Below are 18,170 nucleotides of genomic sequence, written 5' to 3'. Positions count from 1 at the left end.
CGCCCGTGTTTATCGAGGTCGCAACTTCAGCTCAGCGCCTTGCGATTGAAGTCGCGCAAACGGAAGCCCATCAACAGCAACATGCCGAAATACGCCACCACGCCAGCCGCCACCAGCGAGCCCAGACGCAGGAATCGTTCGAGCATGTGCCCCTGATCCCAAGCTGGCATGAAATGCATCGCGCCCAGCAAGACCGCGGACATCACCAGCACTGCGACCACCAGTTTAACCCCGAACTTCGCCCAGCCAGGCTGCGGCTGGTACATCTGCTGTTTGCGCAGTTGATAGAACAACAGGCCGGCGTTGAGGCAGGCACCGGCGCTGATGGCCAGGGCCAGGCCGGCGTGGGCCAGCGGGCCGATCAGCACCAGGTTGAACAACTGGGTGCAGACCAGAGTAAAAATCGCGATTTTTACCGGGGTGCGGATATTTTGTTGCGCATAAAAGCCCGGCGCCAACACTTTGATGACGATAATCCCCAGCAGACCGACCGAATAGGCGACCAGTGCACGCTGAGTCATGGCCGCATCAAATGCACTGAACTGCCCGTACTGGAACAGTGAAACCGTCAGCGGCTCCGCCAGAATCCCCAGCGCCAGCGAGCACGGCAACACCAGTATGAAGCACAGGCGCAGACCCCAGTCGAGGATTCGCGAGTATTCGTGGCGATCCTTGCTGGCGTAGGACTTGGCCAGGGTCGGCAGCAGGATCGTGCCCAAAGCCACGCCCAGCACACCGGACGGCAACTCCATCAAGCGGTCGGCGTAATACATCCAGGACACGGAACCGGCGACCAGAAAGGAGGCGAAGATGGTGTTGATGATCAGCGAAATCTGGCTGACCGAAACGCCGAGAATCGCCGGCGCCATCTGCTTCAACACCCGCCAGACCCCGCTGTCGCGCAGGTTCAGGCGCGGCAGTACCAGCATGCCGATCTTTTTCAGGTGCGGCAGTTGATAGAGCAATTGCGCCAGGCCACCGACCAGTACCGCCCAACCCAGGGCCATGACCGGCGGATCGAAGTACGGCGTCAGGAACACCGCAAAGATGATCATGCTGACGTTGAGCAGCGTTGGCACAAAGGCCGGCACCGAGAAGCGGTTATACGTGTTGAGGATCGCACCGGCCAATGAAGACAGGGAGATCAGCAATATATAGGGAAACGTCACCCGCAGCAGGCTGACGGTCAGCTCGAACTTTTCCGGAGTATCGGTGAAACCCGGCGCAGTCGCCCAGATGACCCACGGCGCCGCGATCATGCCCAGCGCGGTGACCAGCGCCAGTACCAGGGTCAGCAGGCCGCAGACGTAGGCGATAAAAGTTCGAGTCGCCTCCTCGCCTTGCTGGTTTTTGTATTCGGCCAGAATCGGCACGAAAGCCTGGGAAAAAGCGCCCTCGGCGAAGATTCGCCGCAGCAGGTTGGGCAGTTTGAAGGCGATGAAGAAGGCGTCAGTCGCCATCCCCGCGCCAAATGCACGCGCGATAAGCGTGTCACGAACGAACCCCAGAACCCGGGAAAGCATTGTGATAGAGCTGACAGCGGCCAACGATTTGAGCAGATTCATTGAAAGAGTTTGTGCCTGTCGATAAACAGCAGGCGAACAAAGCGCCCACTTATGCGATACTCCGCGCCGCAGCAGCACAGAGCCAAAGCTCGCGAGTTTACAGGTCAAGCGCCGGAAATAAATATCCCGCCTCTTTATACCTACCACTTAGCGGAACGTCTCAACCGCCCTTGACAAGACATCAACTCATCGGCATGATTCGCGGCCTATTTTGTTTGCTATTTCCTAAAAAGTCTTTCGAGGAGCTCGACGGTGGCCAACACACCTTCCGCCAAAAAACGTGCAAAACAGGCTGAGAAGCGTCGCAGCCACAACGCCAGCCTGCGTTCCATGGTTCGTACCTACATCAAGAATGTAGTTAAGGCCATTGACGCAAAAGACGCTGAAAAAGCTCAAGCTGCTTACGTTCTGGCCGTGCCAGTTATCGACCGTATGGCCGATAAAGGCATCATCCACAAGAACAAGGCCGCTCGTCATAAGAGCCGCCTGAACGGTCACGTCAAGGCTCTGAACCTTGCTGTTGCCGCATAAGCGATAAGCTTGTTAAAAAACCGACCTCAGGGTCGGTTTTTTATTGCCTGCGATTTGATGCACACACAAAAAAACTGTGGAAGCGAGCTTGCTCCGGGCGGCGTTCCGACGATGACGGATCAACATTCAGCATTTGTACTGGCTGAATATCCGCTATCGTCGGAACGCCGCCCGGAGCAAGCTCGCTCCCACAGTTCGATTTACATCAGATTACTGGGCGTGCGCCCATGGCAAAATCGGGATTGCGGTGACCGCATTCTGCGGACTGCCTTCAATCAAGCGATCGCTATAGACCAGATACACCAGTGTATTGCGCTTCTTGTCGAGGAAGCGCACCACCTGCATGGTCTTGAACACCAGCGACGTGCGCTCCTTGAACACCTCGTCACCATCCTTCAACTCACCCCTGAAGCTGATCGGCCCGACCTGACGGCAAGCGATAGAGGCCTCGGCGCGATCCTCAGCCAACCCCAGACCGCCCTTCACACCGCCCGTCTTGGCGCGCGACAGGTAGCAGGTCACGCCCTCCACTTTCGGGTCGTCAAATGCCTCAACGACGATACGGTCGTTCGGGCCGACAAACTTGAACACTGTCGACACCTGACCGATCTCCTCGGCCGAGGCCAGCAGTGGCATCACCAACAGCAGACCTAACCATCCTTTTGCCACGCGCATTCAGTATTCCTTCAGACCAGGATCAGGTTATCGCGGTGAACCAGTTCCGGCTCCGCCATGTAACCCAACAGACCGACAATCGCCTCAGACGATTGACCTATGATTTTTTGTGCCTCCAGCGCGCTGTAGTTGGCCAGGCCTCGGGCGATTTCACGACCGTCCGGCGCGACGCAGACCACCATTTCGCCACGCCGGAAGCTACCCTGGACCAGCTTGACGCCCACCGGCAGCAGACTTTTGTTGCCCTGGGACAACGCCGTCACCGCGCCAGCATCCAGCACCAGCGTGCCGCGGGTCTGCAGGTGCCCGGCCAGCCATTGCTTGCGCGCCGCCAGCATGCCGCGCTCAGGCGACAGCAAGGTGCCGATGCGCTCGCCCGCCTTGAGGCGATCCAGCACCCGCTCAAGACGCCCGCCAACAATGATCGTGTGCGCACCGGAGCGGGCCGCCAGTCGCGCAGCCCGCAATTTGGTCTGCATGCCGCCGCGACCCAGCGCACCACCGGTACCACCCGCCACCGCATCCAGCGCCGGATCATCGGCACGGGCTTCGTAAATCAGACTGGCGTCGGGATTGTTACGCGGGTCGGCGTCGAACATGCCATCGCGATCGGTGAGGATCACCAGCAAGTCAGCTTCGACCAGATTGGCCACCAGCGCCGCGAGGGTATCGTTGTCGCCGAAACGAATCTCATCGGTGACCACGGTATCGTTCTCGTTGATAACCGGGATAACCTTGAGTTCGACCAGCGCACGCAAGGTACTACGGGCGTTCAGGTAGCGTTTGCGGTCAGACAGGTCATCGTGCGTCAGGAGAATCTGTGCGGTATGCCGGCCATGCTCGGCAAAGCTCGACTCCCAGGCCTGCACCAGGCCCATCTGGCCGATGGCGGCAGCCGCCTGCAACTCGTGCATCGCACTGGGTCGCACGGTCCAGCCCAGACGGCTCATGCCTGCCGCTACCGCCCCGGAGGACACCAGCACCAGCTCGACGCCAGCCTCATGCAACGCCACCATCTGCTCGACCCAGACACCCATTGCCGCGCGATCCAGGCCCTTGCCGTCCGCCGTCAGCAACGCGCTGCCGATTTTCACGACCCAACGCTGCGCACCTGCCACCTTGCTCCGCATCATCTTCAACCTTAGCTTGAGGGCAGCGCGACCCAGCGCTGCCCGTGACATTATTCGTGACTGCTGATTTCCAGATACTAAAACGCCGCTCCAGGGAGCGGCGCTTAAGTTTATCGCAACGAATCAGTCACGCACGTAAATGATTTCCGGACCGTCTTCGTCATCCACATCTTCTTCGTCCCAATCATCGTCGCCAATGTCATGGACCGACTTCACGCCGCTGCGGCGCAGGGCGCGCTGATCATCCAGGGCCTGCAACTGGGCACGGGCTTCGTCTTCGATGCGCTGATCGAGATCGGCCAACTCTTCCTTGTAGGCCGGGTCGTTGGCCAGGCGATCGGCACGATCTTCCATGTAGCGCATGATGTCGTGGCACAGACGCTCGGTGCCCAGCTTGGAGATGGCCGAGATCACGTAGACCGGACCCGTCCACTCCAGGCGATCGACGATCTCCTTGACGCGCGCGTCATGCTCTTCTTCAAGGATCTGGTCGCACTTGTTCAGTACCAACCAACGGTCACGCTCGGCCAGGGACGGGCTGAACTTGGTCAGCTCGCTGACGATCACTTCAGCCGCATCCGGGGCACTGGCGTCATCCAGTGGCGCCATGTCGACGAGGTGCAGCAGCAAACGGGTACGCGACAAGTGCTTGAGGAAGCGAATCCCCAGGCCCGCGCCGTCGGAAGCGCCTTCGATCAGGCCCGGAATATCCGCGACCACGAAGCTCTTCCAGCGATCGACGCTGACCACGCCCAGGTTTGGCACCAGCGTGGTGAACGGGTAGTCGGCGACTTTCGGCTTGGCAGCCGACACCGAACGAATGAAGGTACTTTTGCCAGCATTCGGCAAGCCCAGCAGGCCGACGTCAGCCAACACCTTCATTTCCAGCTTGAGGTCACGCGCCTCACCCGGCTTACCCGGAGTGGTCTGACGCGGAGCGCGGTTGGTACTGGATTTGAAACGGGTGTTGCCCAGACCGTGCCAGCCGCCATGAGCCACCAGCAGTTTCTGGCCAGCCTTGGTCAGGTCGCCGATCACTTCCTGGGTGCCAGCGTCGATAACAGTGGTGCCGACCGGTACACGCAGCACCAGCTCTTCACCTTTCTTGCCGGTGCAGTCGGTGCTGCCGCCGTTGGAACCACGCTCGGCATCGAAGTGCCGGGTGTAACGGTAGTCCACCAGGGTATTGAGGTTTTCGTCGGCGATCATGTAGACCGAGCCGCCGTCACCACCGTCGCCGCCGTTCGGGCCACCGTTTTCAATGAATTTCTCGCGACGGAAGCTCATGCAACCGTTGCCGCCGTCACCAGCCTTTACTCGAATCGATACTTCATCAACAAACTTCATAACAAAACGCCTCTCGTCATACGGACGAGCCGAAAAAACCTAGACATAAGACTCTTGCAAAAATGAGCGCAGCGACCTCAATCAACGACCGCAAATCCAGCGCTGGAGCCCATCACAAACAGCTTTGCAAGAGACTCACCCCACAAACGAAAAAGCCCCGTCGCGAGACAGGGCTTTTCCAGCAACTACGTAATTATGCCGCGACGACGTCAGTCTTCGGGACAATGCTCACGTAACGGCGGTTGAAAGCGCCTTTTACTTCGAACTTGATCACGCCGTCGATTTTAGCGAACAGAGTGTGATCTTTACCCATGCCAACGCCGTAACCAGCGTGGAATTGGGTGCCGCGCTGACGCACGATGATGTTGCCCGGAATGATAACCTGGCCGCCATACATCTTCACGCCAAGGCGTTTGGCTTCTGAGTCGCGACCGTTACGGGTACTACCACCAGCTTTTTTGTGTGCCATGAGTCAATTCTCCTAGTGAGGAATTAGGCTGAAATTAAGCCTGAATACCGGTGATTTTGATCTCGGTGTACCACTGGCGGTGGCCCATACGCTTCATGTGGTGCTTACGGCGACGGAACTTGATGATGCGGACTTTATCGTGACGACCTTGGGAGATCACTTCAGCCACAACGGTAGCGCCTGCAACAACTGGAGCGCCGATGTTCACGTCATCGCCATTGGCGACCAACAGAACGCGATCAAAAGTAACGGATTCGCCGGTAGCGATTTCCAGTTTTTCGATCTTCAGGTATTCACCTGGGGCGACCTTGTATTGCTTGCCACCAGTAACAATTACTGCGTACGACATGGTATTTCTCCGATAATCCTGCTCACCCAGCTCTTTATAAGAAGAGGTATTGGCTGGCATGGCTGCATAAGGCTGGAAGGCCCGTTTGCAATTGCGTAAGGCAGGTGCTGCCCAGGAAGTTCAGGGTGCGCGATTGTACGCAAGCTGACAGGGCGATGCAAGAGGCCGTCCATCGTACCTTGACACCCGCCGACGTGGGTCCTAGCATGCCGCGCAACCCTTCTGGAGCAACTGTCTCTGATGCAACCCCAAGCTTTCTACCGCGCGGTGGCGGACGATTTCAAAGCCGTCGACGGCATCATCAAGAAGCAGCTGACTTCCCGAGTGCCGCTGGTGTCGAAGATCGGCGACTACATTACCTCGGCCGGCGGTAAACGCCTGCGCCCGTTATTAGTGTTGCTGTGTGGCAAGGCCCTGGGTCGCGAAGGCGATGACCTGCGTCTGCTGGCCGCAACCATCGAGTTCCTGCACACCGCTACCTTGCTGCATGACGACGTGGTCGACATGTCCGGCATGCGCCGAGGCCGCTCGACCGCCAACGCCATGTGGGGCAACGCTCCGAGCGTGTTGGTCGGCGACTTCCTGTATTCGCGCTCCTTCGAAATGATGGTCGAACTGGGCTCCATGCCGGTGATGAAGATCCTTTCGCAAGCCACGCGGATCATTGCCGAAGGCGAAGTGCTGCAGCTGTCGAAGGTCCGTGACGCCAGCACCACCGAAGAAACCTACATGGAAGTCATCCGCGGCAAGACGGCGATGCTTTTCGAAGCCTCGACCCACAGTGCCGCTGCCCTGGCCGGTGCCACACCGCAACAGAGTGAAGCGCTGCGCACCTTCGGCGATCACCTGGGTGTCGCCTTCCAGCTGGTCGATGACCTGCTGGACTATAAAGGGGACGCAGAGACCCTCGGCAAGAACGTCGGTGACGACCTGGCCGAAGGCAAGCCGACCCTGCCGCTGATCTACACCATGCGTGAAGGTACGCCGGAACAGGCTGCCCTGGTGCGCAAGGCGATCCAGAAAGGTGGCATCGAAGACCTGGAGAGCATCCGCGAGGCCGTTGAAGCGTCCGGTTCCCTCGAGTACACCGCGCAGCTTGCACGGCAATATGTGGCCCGCGCGATCAAATGCCTTGACGCGTTGCCTGCCAGCGAATATCGCGATGCACTGGTCGAATTGAGCGAGTTCGCGGTAGCCCGCACACATTAAAAACACTGCAATACCCTGTGGGAGCGAGCTTGCTCGCGATGGCGATCTGATAGTCGACTGTGATGTTGACTGACACACCGCCATCGCGAGCAAGCTCGCTCCCACAGTTTTTTGTTCCATACCGGTTTTTCAGCGCTCCGCCCTCTCCCATCTAAAACCCTATACAATGTGCGCTTTTTAGCGATCCTGAATCCAAGGAGCTTTAGTGAGCACGTTGCCACGCTGCCCGAAATGCAATTCCGAATACACCTACGAAGACGGCGCGCAGCTGATCTGCCCCGAGTGCGCCCACGAGTGGTCCGCTGGCGGCGAAGTGGAAGCAGCGTCCGATGACACCGTAAAAAAGGATTCGGTCGGTAACGTCCTGCAGGACGGCGACACCATCACCGTGATCAAGGATCTCAAGGTCAAGGGCACGTCGCTGGTGGTCAAGGTCGGTACCAAGGTCAAGAATATCCGCCTGTGTGAGGGCGATCACGACATCGATTGCAAGATCGACGGCATCGGCCCGATGAAACTCAAGTCCGAGTTCGTCAGAAAAGTCTGACCCTGCTGTATTACCATCCCGCGCCCTGCGTGGGATGGTGCTTCTCCCTCCTCGCCTCATGCAGGAGCCGGCTTGCTGGCGAATTGCATCCACTCGGTTTCAAGTCTGAACCCTGTCGCCTGCATCGCCAGCAAGCCGGCTCCTACAGGTAACGCAATCTTCACCCGGAAAAAAGCACAAACCACCAATAGGTCCTTGCTATTTGATGAATAAGAATTATTCTCATTGAACCCTTCAGTGGAGATGAGAACCATGACTTATTTGATCGACGCCTGGCTGGACCGCCCACACCCTTACCTCAGGATCCTGCATCGGGAGACCGGGGAAGTGTGTGCAGTGCTTGAAGAAGAAGCCTTGAACGAGCTGCAGGATCAGGGTGATCTGGACGTCAACGGCTTGAGTTCCAGCGAGCCGGTGGTGCTCAAGGAGCTGGTGCGCAATCTGTTTCTGTTCTGCTATGCCCGGGCGTTGCGCCCGACCAGCGATCTGAACCACAAGATTGAAATATGAGACACCGCAAAAAACTGTGGGAGCGAGCTTGCTCGCGATGACTGGCTAGCATTCAACATCTCTGCCGACTGATAAGCCGCTATCGCGAGCAAGCTCGCTCCCACATTGGTCTTACAGAACGTCGAGCAGTTCGACGTCGAATACCAGTACGCTGTGCGGGGGAATGCTGCCAACGCCTTGAGCGCCGTAAGCCAGTTCGCTCGGCACATACAGACGCCATTTGCTGCCGGCGTTCATCAGTTGCAGGGCTTCGGTCCAGCCAGCGATCACGCCGCCAACCGGGAATTCTGCAGGCTGGCCACGATCGTAGGAGCTGTCGAACACAGTGCCGTCGATCAGAGTGCCGTGGTAGTGGGTGCGCACTTGATCCTCACGGCTCGGCTTGGCGCCTTCGCCTTGAGTCAGCACTTCAAATTGCAGGCCGGAAGCCAGGGTAGTGATGCCATCACGCTTGGCGTTTTCAGCCAGGAAGGCCAAGCCTTCGCCCGCCGCTGCTTCAGCCTTGGCTGCCGCTTCGGCCTGCATGATTTCGCGGATGACTTTGAAGCTCGCGGACATTTCTTCCTGACCTACACGGCTTTCTTTACCGGCGAAGGCGTCAGTCAGGCCAGCCAGGATCGCGTCCAGGCTGACGCCCGGTGGCGGGTTGTCGCGCAGTTGGTCGCCCAGCTGACGGCCAATACCGTAGCTGACGCGAGTTTCGTCGGTGGACAGATTTACTTCGGACATGACACTGCTCCGCTGGGGGGCATCCCTGAAAGTTAAATTTTCGTCTAACACTTTCAGAAAAGCCCTTCACAAAAAAGGGCCAGCAGACTAGCACAGATGCCATCGCGTTGATCAGGGGTGTCAGTGCTGCCACCCGGTACGGAAGGCGATCGGTACCTTCAGGCTTTCTTCCGAACTGGCAACGAGTCCGCACATTTCGTCATGAACCGAGGTGTGCACAAGGTTGAACGGCAAGGTGGGAAAGGCTCGAAGCACTTCACGGGCATGCTCGACCGAGCGCAGATGAAAGGCCTGGCCGCGCGCATCGCTCAGGGGATAGGCCGAGCCGTGCATGCGCGCTTCCAGCAGATAGATCCCACCCTCCATCGAGATCAGGTTGAGCTCATCGACTTTGCCGGCGATGGCATAGGCATTCAATTCTTGCAGGTTCATGAACATACCTCACACTGTGGCGAGCCAGGATTCCTACAGGCATAGGCTTCGGCGCTTCAAAGCACAAGCCACAAACGATACCGCCCGTCTGTTTCGCAACGGACGGGCGGTATGTAATGCAAAAAAAAACCGATCAGTGCTTGGTCAGCTTGTCCAGATAGCCCATGGCAAATGCCGAGACCACGAAGGTCATGTGAATGATCACGTACCACTTCAAGTGCTCGGGATCGACGTTCTTGGCATCCATGAAGATCCGCAGCAGATGGATGGAGGAAATCGCCACGATGGAGGCCGCCACTTTCATCTTCAACGAAGACGAATCCATGGTGCCCAGCCAGTTGAGCTTTTCCTTGTGGTCGTCGATATCCAGTTGGGACACGAAGTTCTCGTAGCCGGAAATCATCACCATCACCAGCAAACCGCCAACGAGCGCCATATCGATCAGCGACAGCAGCACCAGAATAAGGTCCGACTCGGCCATCGAGAACACGTTGGGGATGACGTGAAACACTTCCTGGAAGAATTTCAACGCCAGGGCCAACAGCCCAAGGGACAGACCGAAGTAGATCGGCGCCAGCAGCCAGCGGGAGGCATACATTGCATTTTCGATAAAGCGTTCCATTGAATCTCACAGTTGGGCTGGAAATGGACGCGAGTATACCAGCCACCTGTTACACCCAGAAACAACCGAAAAATCCGTAACCTGCGCGTGTGTGACAAGGTTTTTCTGCTAGTGTCCAAGTCATTGACAGCTCAGCGACATCGGACAGGAAAACGGGAAAATGGATGTGCGATTGCCTTTAACGAGCGCGGGAATTTGCCTGGCCCTGCTGATGAGTGGCTGCTCACCGAGTGATGCCAAGAACCCGGTCAGCCTCGAGGAAAAGACGGCGCAGTTCGAGAAGTCTCTGGACGCGATTCAGGACCCGAAACTCAAGGATGCCGTGGCCGAACTCGGCGGTTCACTGTTGTTGCTCGAGCGTGCTCAGCTCAAGCTCGAGAGCAAACCTGTGGAAACCGAATACGACGAAGACGTCCTCGCCGTGCTCAAGCACTACCCTACGCCACAGGATCTGGTCGACACCTACATCAACGGTCTGTTCGTGCTGCACAGAGACTCCAGCTCCGACTACCTGACCGATCTGCAGCCGGTGTTCCCCTTCAACTTCAACATTCCAGCGGCGTTTCTCTTTCCCCATGGCGTGGAATGGCAGTCGGTGACCCTGAGCAACAAACGCGTCATCCCGTTCCAGCCGGAATGGTCGGAAACCGATCCCGGCATTCAGCTGAGTCCGTCGAGCTCCAGCCTGACCAACCCCGATGACCTGACGGTAACCTACCCTTTCATTGATGGCCTGGACGTCGAAAACAAGCACCAGCCACAACCGGTGAGCCTGCAGGGCAAAGTGGAAGTCATCGCGCCGCGCCGGCTCTACAGCTTCGGCCTGACGAAAAAGGACGTCGGTCAGACCCGTACCAACGACAACCTCAGCATCACCCTGCTGAAAATGGATAACAACTACGCCGAAATCGAATTCAGCAACAGCGCGCCCCTGGCCGCCGAGCTCAGCGACACAGCGTTGAACCCGTTGATCGTCCAGGCCAAAGACAGCACCGGGCAATTCCTCTCGCGTTCAGGCTCGATCAATGAAACCGCTGCGCAAATAGCCTTCTATCAAAAGCAACTGGCGAATATGCAACAGCAGAAGGCCTGGAACGAGACATTCGAAAAACAGCTCGATGAAGCGCAACGCGCCTTTGAGCAGCAACAGAAACAGCATTACTCCAAGGTGTACTTCAACGGGCCGATCGAGACGCTGGAAGTCAGCGTGCTGGATTTTTCGGCTGCCACGGTGACCCGCAAGAACCTGAACTTGCCGGTACGCCGCTTCGACCGGCACACCACGGCAAAAACCATCCAGCCGCTGACGTTGCCGGTGGTGGTGTACGACGACCAGGCCCCTGCCTGGCTCCAGGGGGCGACGCTGGGCGAGGAACAACTGAAAAAGAGTGTCAGCATCAGCCAGTCAGTCGATGATCCGAGTGCCGCGCGCATTGAGTTCGATCACCCCAGAAGCTTCAACGATGAACTGCTCGGCACCGCCTTGAACGCTGGCAAAAGCCCGGTCACTTTCTTTACCGAAGACGCTGACGGCAAACGCGACGGGCCGATCGAATTGCCGCCGCAGGCGTACCAGGTCGACCCACCGCGCGGCACTATCACCTATGACCTGAACCTGTTTCCGGAAACACCGGCCTACGCGGTCGGCTCCTTTCCCCTGTTCAAGGCCACAGTCGACAAGAAAACCATCGACGCCCACCAATTACCCAAAGGACTGAAGATCAAAGGCAACGCACTGGTGGTTGACTCGAAATCGTTCCCCGCCCAGGACTGGCGATTTTTCGCCAGGGACGGCAGCGGCCATTATCTGAAGGAGATCCTGTCGGTCAGTCACGATGCGAGCGCAGAAGGCCCGGCAATATTCGCTGTGCATTACTTCTACGGCCAGCCCACCCAACTGGAAACCTACCAGCGAACTGACCTCGTCACCGTGCAATATGGTTTCGAGGTCAAACTGGACAAGGCTGACCTTGCCCAATAGTCATCTCAGTGGTCGGGCCGGAACTCGAAGCCGAGATTGCGCGAACGGCCACCATTGATTTCCCGCAACTGGGCTTGCAGGTGCAGGCACCAGATTTGTGGGTCATCAGCCAGCTCGTAACCATGCAGGGTCAGGCTTTCAACAATGGTGTCGAGGATCGACTCAGCCACGAAGGGACCATGAAACGGGCCCTGGGCTTTGATGGCTGAAGGTTGTTCGCCGGCCATTCCGGCGGCGAAAAGCAAGGTCCACATGCCCGTATCCCCCGCCAATGGGCGGATGGCACATTCGATACGAGTCACAAGACCCAGGCATTGACGGGTGAGGCAGAGGTTGCGCGACATGGCGGCGACCCTCGGTAGATCCGGTATTCAGCCCCCACGGGAAGGCTGTCTCGATCCAGTGATTACTGTCGATATCCTTAGCTGATCATAGAAGAAAAGTCTGACTAGCACGTCAAGTAAGACCACAAGGCGCCGAATGGTCATTGTGCGAACATTGACGCCAGACTGATGGCACTTTTGAGGTGGAATGTCGATTTTGCCAATACACAAAAACCTGTGGGAGCGAGCTCGCTCCCACAGGGGGTCTACATGATTTCAAGTCAGGTGTACGTCAGGCCGGTTTCGTTTCCACCAAGGCTTCCTGCGCCATCTCCTTCTCGGCTTCCTTGAGATCTTCGTCGCTGATCATTTCCGCGATCACGCGCAAACGCTCCACCACCCGCGCATTAACGCTGCCTTCAGGGAACTCGCCATTTTCGTCCGGCGCACCCGCCGGCTCACCGACCAGCAGGCTCAGCGCCTCGTCGGCCTGGCGTACCGCGTACACATGGAACTGCCCCGCGCGCACTGCGGCCAGCACCTTCTCGTCGAGCATCAGCGTGGCAACGTTGGCCTGCGGAATGATCGCTCCCTGCTCACCGGTCAGTCCGCGGGCTTCGCAGAGTCGGAAGAAGCCTTCGATTTTCTCGTTGACCCCGCCCACCGCCTGCACTTCACCGAATTGGTTGATCGAGCCGGTAATCGCAAAGCACTGCTTGAGCGGGGTTTTCGACAGAGCCGAAATCAGGGTGCAGGCCTCGCCCAGCGATGCACTGTCGCCATCGACGTAACCGTAGGATTGCTCCAGGGCGATACTCGCGGAAATCGCCAGGGGGAATTCCTGGGCGTAACGGCTGCCCAGATACCCGGTGAGGATCATCACGCCCTTGGAGTGAATCGGCTGGCCGAGGTTGACCTCGCGCTCGATGTCGACGATGCCGCTGCCACCCGGATAGACCGTGGCGGAAATCCGCGCCGGCACCCCGAAGGCCGAGTCACCCACTTCCAGTACCGTCAGCCCGTTGCATTTGCCAACGGCTGCACCGTCCGTGTCGATGAGGATGATTCCGGCCAGCATGTCATCGAGAATCCGCGCCGAAACGCGCCCGGTGCGGGTGGCCTTCGCTTTGAGTGCACGCTCGATGTGCCCGGCGTCGGTCATCTCGTCAGCCGCCAGGTGGCGAATGAAATCCGCCTCGCTGACCAGCTGGAACAGATCACCGATCCGTGCCGACAAACGCCCCTGGTGTTCGGCCAGGCGCGCGCTGTAAGTCGCCAGGCGCGCCACCGCATCGGCGGTCAGCGGTGCCATGCCCTCTTCGGAGGTGCGGGTCTTCAGCAACTGGGCGAACTGTTCCAGGCTTTCGTCGACCATCGGAATGTCTTCGTCGAAATCCACCAGGACGCGGAACATCTCCTGGAAGTCCGGATCGAGGTCTTGCAGCGTGTAGTACAGCTGCCGGGCGCCGATGATGACCACTTTGACCTGCAACGGAATGTGTTGCGGCGTAAGGGTTACGGTGGCGAAACGGCCCATCTCGCCCAGCGGCGATTCCATTTTCAGCTTGCGCGATTGCAGAGCGCGTTTGAGCGCATCCCACACGAACGGCTCGCTGAGCATTTTTTCCGCTTCGAGAATCAGGAAGCCACCGTTGGCGCGGTGCAGCGCACCCGGACGCAACTGGCGATACGTGGTGTAAAGCGCGCCCTGATCGGTGGTGTACTCGATGCGGCCGAACAGATTTTCGTAAGTCGGGTGCGGCTCAAAGACCACTGGCGCACCGCCGCTGAACGGATGACCGACCACCAGGCTCGGGGCGTATTGCTCTTCCAGCAGTTTGCGCGCGACCGCATCAGGCTTGCTGTCATCCACCAGTTGCTCGACCACGGTCTTGAGCAGGTACACCTGCATCGCTTGCAGGTAGCCGCAAACAGCGGCGTTTTCCGCATACTTTTCCGACAGCGGCGCAAGCAGTGGCTGCAAGGCCAGGGTAATAGTTTCTTCGTTGAGCTGACGCAGTAGATTGCTCGACTCGCGCTTCCACTGCGGCAGGCTGGCGAGTTCTTCGTTCAGCCGCTCTTCCAGCCACGAAATGTCGTCGTGGAAACGCTCGCGATCGACTTCCGGCAACTGGGCGAATTCCGCTTCGTCCACGGCCTTGCCTTCAAACATCGGGGTGAAGGCGATGTTGCTGCTGTCGCGGTACAGCGCGACGTCTTTCTCCAGCGCCAGGCGCTCGATCACGTCCAATGCCTTGTCATAGCGCTGATTGAAAGCGCGGTCGATGGCGCTCTTCTTCTGCTGGTACGACGGGTGCTCGAACACGGCCGGGAAAGTCGCCAGCAGGTTATCGATAAGACCGTTGATGTCATCGATGAAGGCACCGGCGGTGCCTGAGGGCAATTCCAGGGCGCGCGGCTCGCGAGGATCCTCGAAATTGTTGACGTAGACCCAGTCCGCCGGGGTCTGCAGGCGTTTGCCTTCGGCCTTCAGGTAGCGTTTGACGAACGAAAACCGGCCAGTGCCGGGCTCGCCCATGACGAATACGTTGTAACCGGGGCGTGGCATGGCCACACCGAACTGCAATGCTTCGACCGCACGTTCCTGGCCAAGCACACCGCGGAAGGGCTCCAGATCATTGGTGGTAGAGAAGCTGAACTGTTCAGCGGAAAACGGACGGGTCAGCGCTTCGGGCGCTAGACGCAAGCTGGCAGCAACAGGATCAGGCATCGGGCTTCCTTACATCAGGCGGGGCAGATAGCGGCATTCTGGCGCTGCCCATGGTTCACTTGCAAGGCGCGCCTCAAGCCAAAGCATAGTCAAAGTGACATCTCCAGCCGGACCGGGCCTAGATCAATGTTTTCAACGAATGTATTGCAAAAAATCACGGAACCCCTGGAACGTGCCTAAACTCCAAACTGCGCGGCTGGAACAATAACCGGCCCACTGGCGCCAGATCGGGCCAGACCCTGTCCATTGGTATGCACACAAAGAGAACATAGCTATGAAACGGATTCTTCTCGGTACTCTCTTCACCGTTGTATCCATCAACGCCATGGCTCAGGCGCCAGGCGGCCCGGATTGCGGTTGGGGCAACATGCTGTTCGAAGGTCAGCGTGGCACCCCGGCTCACTTCCTGGCATCCACCACCAACGGCACTTCCGGCAACGCGACCTTCGGTATGACCTCCGGTACCAACGGTTGCTCGACTAATGCGTCGCTGACCTATGGCGGCAAATCCTGGTTGGCCATGAATGGCATGATGAACGAGCTGTCCGAAGACATGGCTAAAGGTCAGGGCGAAGCGCTGACCACTTACGCCGTGGTACTGGGCGTGGCGCCGGAAGACCGTGCGCACTTCGCCGCCGTGACTCACGAGCACTTCCAGCAGATCTTCAGCAAGGCTGACGTGACCGCTGAAGACGTGCATACCAACACCCTGGCCGTCCTGAAAAACGATCCTCGTCTGGTCAAGTACGCCACTCAAGCTTAAGCTCGACCCGCCCGCACCTTTTGGGGAGCGGGCTTTATTTTTTGGACCTGCCCCTCTTTGGGTAATGCCAATCACTGTAGGAGCTGTCGAGTGAAACGAGGCTGCGATCTTTGCTTTAAAGATCAAAAGATCGCAGCCTCGTTTCACTCGACAGCTCCTACGGGCAAACGGCATAAACCGCGCCGGGTCTTTGTTTTTATCAGATTAAGTTGCCCACTATGCTCAAACGCCTTGCCTGGCTGGCGCTCTGTGTCTGTGCCCCGCTGTCTGCCGCGCCACACATTGACAATCAACGTTTGCAGCAACTGGCCAACGACCCTTTCTGGATATCCCTGGGCCATTACGAAACCGCCAAGCTCGGCGGCTGGCGCAGCTATGTCAGTGACAGGAAATTCTTCCTCGCTCCCGACGGCAACGAACACCCCGACCGTGAGCTTGCCGCGACGGTCCAGGCGCTGTACGCCCCCGCAAGTGCCGGCGAACAGCATGCACAATGCGTCTATCCCGCCCGCACCCGCTGGCTGAAGGTGCAGCTCGACCTGAACGATCTGCCGGCGCTGGACTGCAGCGAATTCAAGCAATGGTTCAAGGATGTCTCGCCCCACAGCGCGGTGATGATTTTCCCCGCGGCCTATCTGAACAGCCCCTCATCGATGTTCGGCCATACCCTGCTGCGCATCGATCAGGCTGACGTGCAGCGCGATCAAACCGCCTTGCTCAGTTACGCGATCAACTTCGGTGCCTACATCGAAGGCTCGGACAACAGCATCCTGTATGCCTGGAAAGGCTTGATGGGCGGCTATCCGGGCCTGTTTGCACTGGTGCCTTACCAGGAAAAACTCTCGGAGTACCGCAGTCTCGAAAACCGTGACCTGTGGGAATACCGGCTGAATCTGACTCAACAAGAAACCGAGCGCATGGTCGAGCATGTCTGGGAACTGAAACAGATCCAGTTCGATTATTTCTTCTTCGACGAAAACTGCTCTTATCGCCTGCTGGAACTGCTGCAGGTGGCCCGCCCGAGCCTGCGACTGACCGAACAATTCCCACTGACCGCGATTCCCACCGACACCGTCAAGGCCGTGAAAGAAGCCGGGCTGGTGGAATCCATTGAGTATCGTCCGTCGCGGGAACGTGAATTGCTCAGCCGCGCCGAACCCTTGACCGATAAAGAGCAGCAGTGGGTGTTGAAGGTCAGCGCCGACCAGAAGCAATTGCAAACCCCGGCGTTCAAGGCTCAAGCCCGCGACCGCCAGGCGCTGATCATCGATGCCGCGTACCGACTGGAGCGCTACCGCGCCAACGGCCAGGAACGCGACCCGCAACGGGCACAGCGCAGTTTCGAACTGCTGCGGGCGATCAACCAGAATCCGGCACCGGAGCTGGACATCCCGCAACCCGGCCTGCCCGAGGACGGCCATGAATCCCGCACCTGGCAGGCGGGGATCGGCACTCGGGGCGACAAGGCTTTCGGCGAATACGGCCTGCGCATGGCCTATCACGACCTTAACGACAACGCTGAGAGTTTCCCGCTCGGTGCGCAGATTGAAATCCTGCAGATGAAACTGCGCCAGTACGAAGGCAATCAGTGGCAGCTGCAGCAACTGGACCTGGCGACCATCCGCTCCCTGACCCCGCGCAATGAGCTGTTGCAACCGCTCTCGTGGCAAGTCACCGGCGGCCTGGAGCGCGTGCCGGGCAAGCACGACGACGAAACCCTGGTCAGCCACGTCAACGGCGGTGGCGGTGGTACCTGGCAACTGGGCGACGACATGCTCGGTTTTGCCTTGGGCACCGTGCGCGTGGAGCACAACAATGACTTTGCAGGCTTCATTGCCCCAGCGGCCGGTTTCAACAGCGGCCTGCTGTGGAAAAACCCGCTGGGCAACTTCAGCCTGGAGACCAAGGGAGACTTCTTCACCAATGGTGAAGTGCGCCGTAGCGTCAGTCTGAATCAACAGTGGGAGTTGTCGCGCAACCTGGGGCTTCGTCTGAGCGCACAGCGTGAATTCAGCCACCTGGCCTCACCCGAGAACGAAGTGATGCTTGAGCTGAAGTGGTATCACTACTGACCTGACAGACCACCATCCCTGTGGGAGCGAGCTTGCTCGCGATAGCTGACTGTCAGCCGATACAGTTGTTGAATGTGAGTCCCTCATCGCGAGCAAGCTCGCTCCCACAGGGGATTTGCGCTCCCCAACGGATTAATCACGGGCCTTTCACAAACGCCTCACGAATCCACTCCTAGACTTCTCCT

18 protein-coding genes are annotated in these 18,170 nt (G+C 58.4%); 7 read left to right on the top strand and 11 right to left on the bottom strand.

Translation table 11 applies throughout. The features are described from left to right. Positions 1-26 precede the first annotated feature (26 nt). The gene (gene murJ / locus ACA067_RS03505) at positions 27-1,565 is read right to left on the bottom strand and encodes a murein biosynthesis integral membrane protein MurJ (RefSeq protein ID WP_497460622.1); all 1,539 of its coding nucleotides are present in this window, start codon (positions 1,563-1,565) and stop codon (positions 27-29) included. Positions 1,566-1,817: 252 nt separating this feature from the next. On the opposite strand from murJ, the gene rpsT reads away from it, so the two are divergent. Next, a complete protein-coding gene (rpsT, locus tag ACA067_RS03500; RefSeq protein WP_008154937.1) occupies positions 1,818-2,096 on the top strand; it encodes a 30S ribosomal protein S20 in 279 nt (92 codons plus the stop codon). A 210-nt stretch (positions 2,097-2,306) separates the two neighbouring features. Here the strand turns inward: rpsT and ACA067_RS03495 are convergent, their stop codons facing one another. The 5 genes from ACA067_RS03495 to rplU form a co-directional block, all read right to left on the bottom strand. Next, positions 2,307-2,771 carry a CreA family protein gene (locus tag ACA067_RS03495; RefSeq protein WP_497460621.1) on the bottom strand — a complete coding sequence of 155 codons (465 nt, stop codon included), beginning with the start codon at positions 2,769-2,771 and terminating at the stop codon, positions 2,307-2,309. Positions 2,772-2,782: 11 nt separating this feature from the next. Then, a complete protein-coding gene (gene proB / locus ACA067_RS03490; RefSeq protein WP_497462722.1) occupies positions 2,783-3,901 on the bottom strand; it encodes a glutamate 5-kinase in 1,119 nt (372 codons plus the stop codon). Between the two features lie 123 nt (positions 3,902-4,024). Then, a complete protein-coding gene (gene cgtA / locus ACA067_RS03485) occupies positions 4,025-5,248 on the bottom strand; it encodes an Obg family GTPase CgtA (protein WP_064675815.1) in 1,224 nt (407 codons plus the stop codon). A 193-nt stretch (positions 5,249-5,441) separates the two neighbouring features. Continuing rightward, on the bottom strand, positions 5,442-5,717 hold the full coding sequence (gene rpmA, locus ACA067_RS03480) for a 50S ribosomal protein L27 (protein WP_007943982.1): 276 nt from the start codon (positions 5,715-5,717) through the stop codon (positions 5,442-5,444). 34 nt (positions 5,718-5,751) lie between these two features. After that, the gene (rplU, locus tag ACA067_RS03475; RefSeq protein WP_003176051.1) at positions 5,752-6,066 is read right to left on the bottom strand and encodes a 50S ribosomal protein L21; all 315 of its coding nucleotides are present in this window, start codon (positions 6,064-6,066) and stop codon (positions 5,752-5,754) included. 240 nt (positions 6,067-6,306) lie between these two features. Between rplU and ACA067_RS03470 the strand changes: the two genes are divergently transcribed. The 3 genes from ACA067_RS03470 to ACA067_RS03460 all read left to right on the top strand — a co-directional run bounded on the left by ACA067_RS03470 (position 6,307) and on the right by ACA067_RS03460 (position 8,332). Next, entirely contained in the window at positions 6,307-7,275 is a 969-nt protein-coding gene (locus tag ACA067_RS03470) for a polyprenyl synthetase family protein (RefSeq protein ID WP_497460620.1), read from the top strand. Between the two features lie 205 nt (positions 7,276-7,480). Then, the gene (locus ACA067_RS03465; protein ID WP_497460619.1) at positions 7,481-7,822 is read left to right on the top strand and encodes a zinc ribbon domain-containing protein YjdM; all 342 of its coding nucleotides are present in this window, start codon (positions 7,481-7,483) and stop codon (positions 7,820-7,822) included. A 252-nt stretch (positions 7,823-8,074) separates the two neighbouring features. Beyond that, positions 8,075-8,332: a PA4570 family protein gene (locus ACA067_RS03460; RefSeq protein ID WP_128874481.1), complete on the top strand. Its 258-nt coding sequence runs from the start codon at positions 8,075-8,077 to the stop codon at positions 8,330-8,332. A gap of 111 nt (positions 8,333-8,443) precedes the next feature. Here the strand turns inward: ACA067_RS03460 and bamJ are convergent, their stop codons facing one another. The 3 genes from bamJ to ACA067_RS03445 form a co-directional block, all read right to left on the bottom strand. Continuing rightward, positions 8,444-9,061, bottom strand: a complete 618-nt coding sequence (gene bamJ / locus ACA067_RS03455; RefSeq protein WP_497460618.1) for a BamJ family beta-barrel-assembly machinery protein — start codon at positions 9,059-9,061, stop codon at positions 8,444-8,446. Between the two features lie 120 nt (positions 9,062-9,181). Beyond that, on the bottom strand, positions 9,182-9,493 hold the full coding sequence (locus ACA067_RS03450; protein ID WP_497460617.1) for a DUF6482 family protein: 312 nt from the start codon (positions 9,491-9,493) through the stop codon (positions 9,182-9,184). A gap of 133 nt (positions 9,494-9,626) precedes the next feature. Continuing rightward, the gene (locus ACA067_RS03445) at positions 9,627-10,115 is read right to left on the bottom strand and encodes a TIGR00645 family protein (RefSeq protein WP_150734735.1); all 489 of its coding nucleotides are present in this window, start codon (positions 10,113-10,115) and stop codon (positions 9,627-9,629) included. A 160-nt stretch (positions 10,116-10,275) separates the two neighbouring features. Here ACA067_RS03445 and ACA067_RS03440 point away from each other — a divergent pair, with 160 nt between their 5' ends. Beyond that, the gene (locus ACA067_RS03440) at positions 10,276-12,096 is read left to right on the top strand and encodes a hypothetical protein (RefSeq protein WP_497460616.1); all 1,821 of its coding nucleotides are present in this window, start codon (positions 10,276-10,278) and stop codon (positions 12,094-12,096) included. A 5-nt stretch (positions 12,097-12,101) separates the two neighbouring features. Here ACA067_RS03440 and ACA067_RS03435 read toward each other — a convergent pair whose 3' ends face one another. Together ACA067_RS03435 and ACA067_RS03430 are read right to left on the bottom strand one after the other, a co-directional pair. Beyond that, complete coding sequence (locus ACA067_RS03435) at positions 12,102-12,440, bottom strand: PA4575 family protein (protein WP_150764916.1); 339 nt, start codon at positions 12,438-12,440, stop codon at positions 12,102-12,104. Between the two features lie 271 nt (positions 12,441-12,711). After that, the gene (locus tag ACA067_RS03430; protein WP_497460615.1) at positions 12,712-15,150 is read right to left on the bottom strand and encodes a Lon protease family protein; all 2,439 of its coding nucleotides are present in this window, start codon (positions 15,148-15,150) and stop codon (positions 12,712-12,714) included. A 274-nt stretch (positions 15,151-15,424) separates the two neighbouring features. Here ACA067_RS03430 and ACA067_RS03425 point away from each other — a divergent pair, with 274 nt between their 5' ends. Continuing rightward, positions 15,425-15,913, top strand: a complete 489-nt coding sequence (locus tag ACA067_RS03425; RefSeq protein ID WP_138964178.1) for a DUF3015 domain-containing protein — start codon at positions 15,425-15,427, stop codon at positions 15,911-15,913. A 218-nt stretch (positions 15,914-16,131) separates the two neighbouring features. Next, positions 16,132-17,985, top strand: a complete 1,854-nt coding sequence (locus tag ACA067_RS03420; RefSeq protein ID WP_497460614.1) for an Lnb N-terminal periplasmic domain-containing protein — start codon at positions 16,132-16,134, stop codon at positions 17,983-17,985. The last annotated feature ends 185 nt before the right edge of the window (positions 17,986-18,170 follow it).

It is taken from the genome of Pseudomonas sp. LBUM1674 (assembly GCF_059695635.1).
This window is presented reverse-complemented; position numbering and strand designations above follow the sequence as displayed.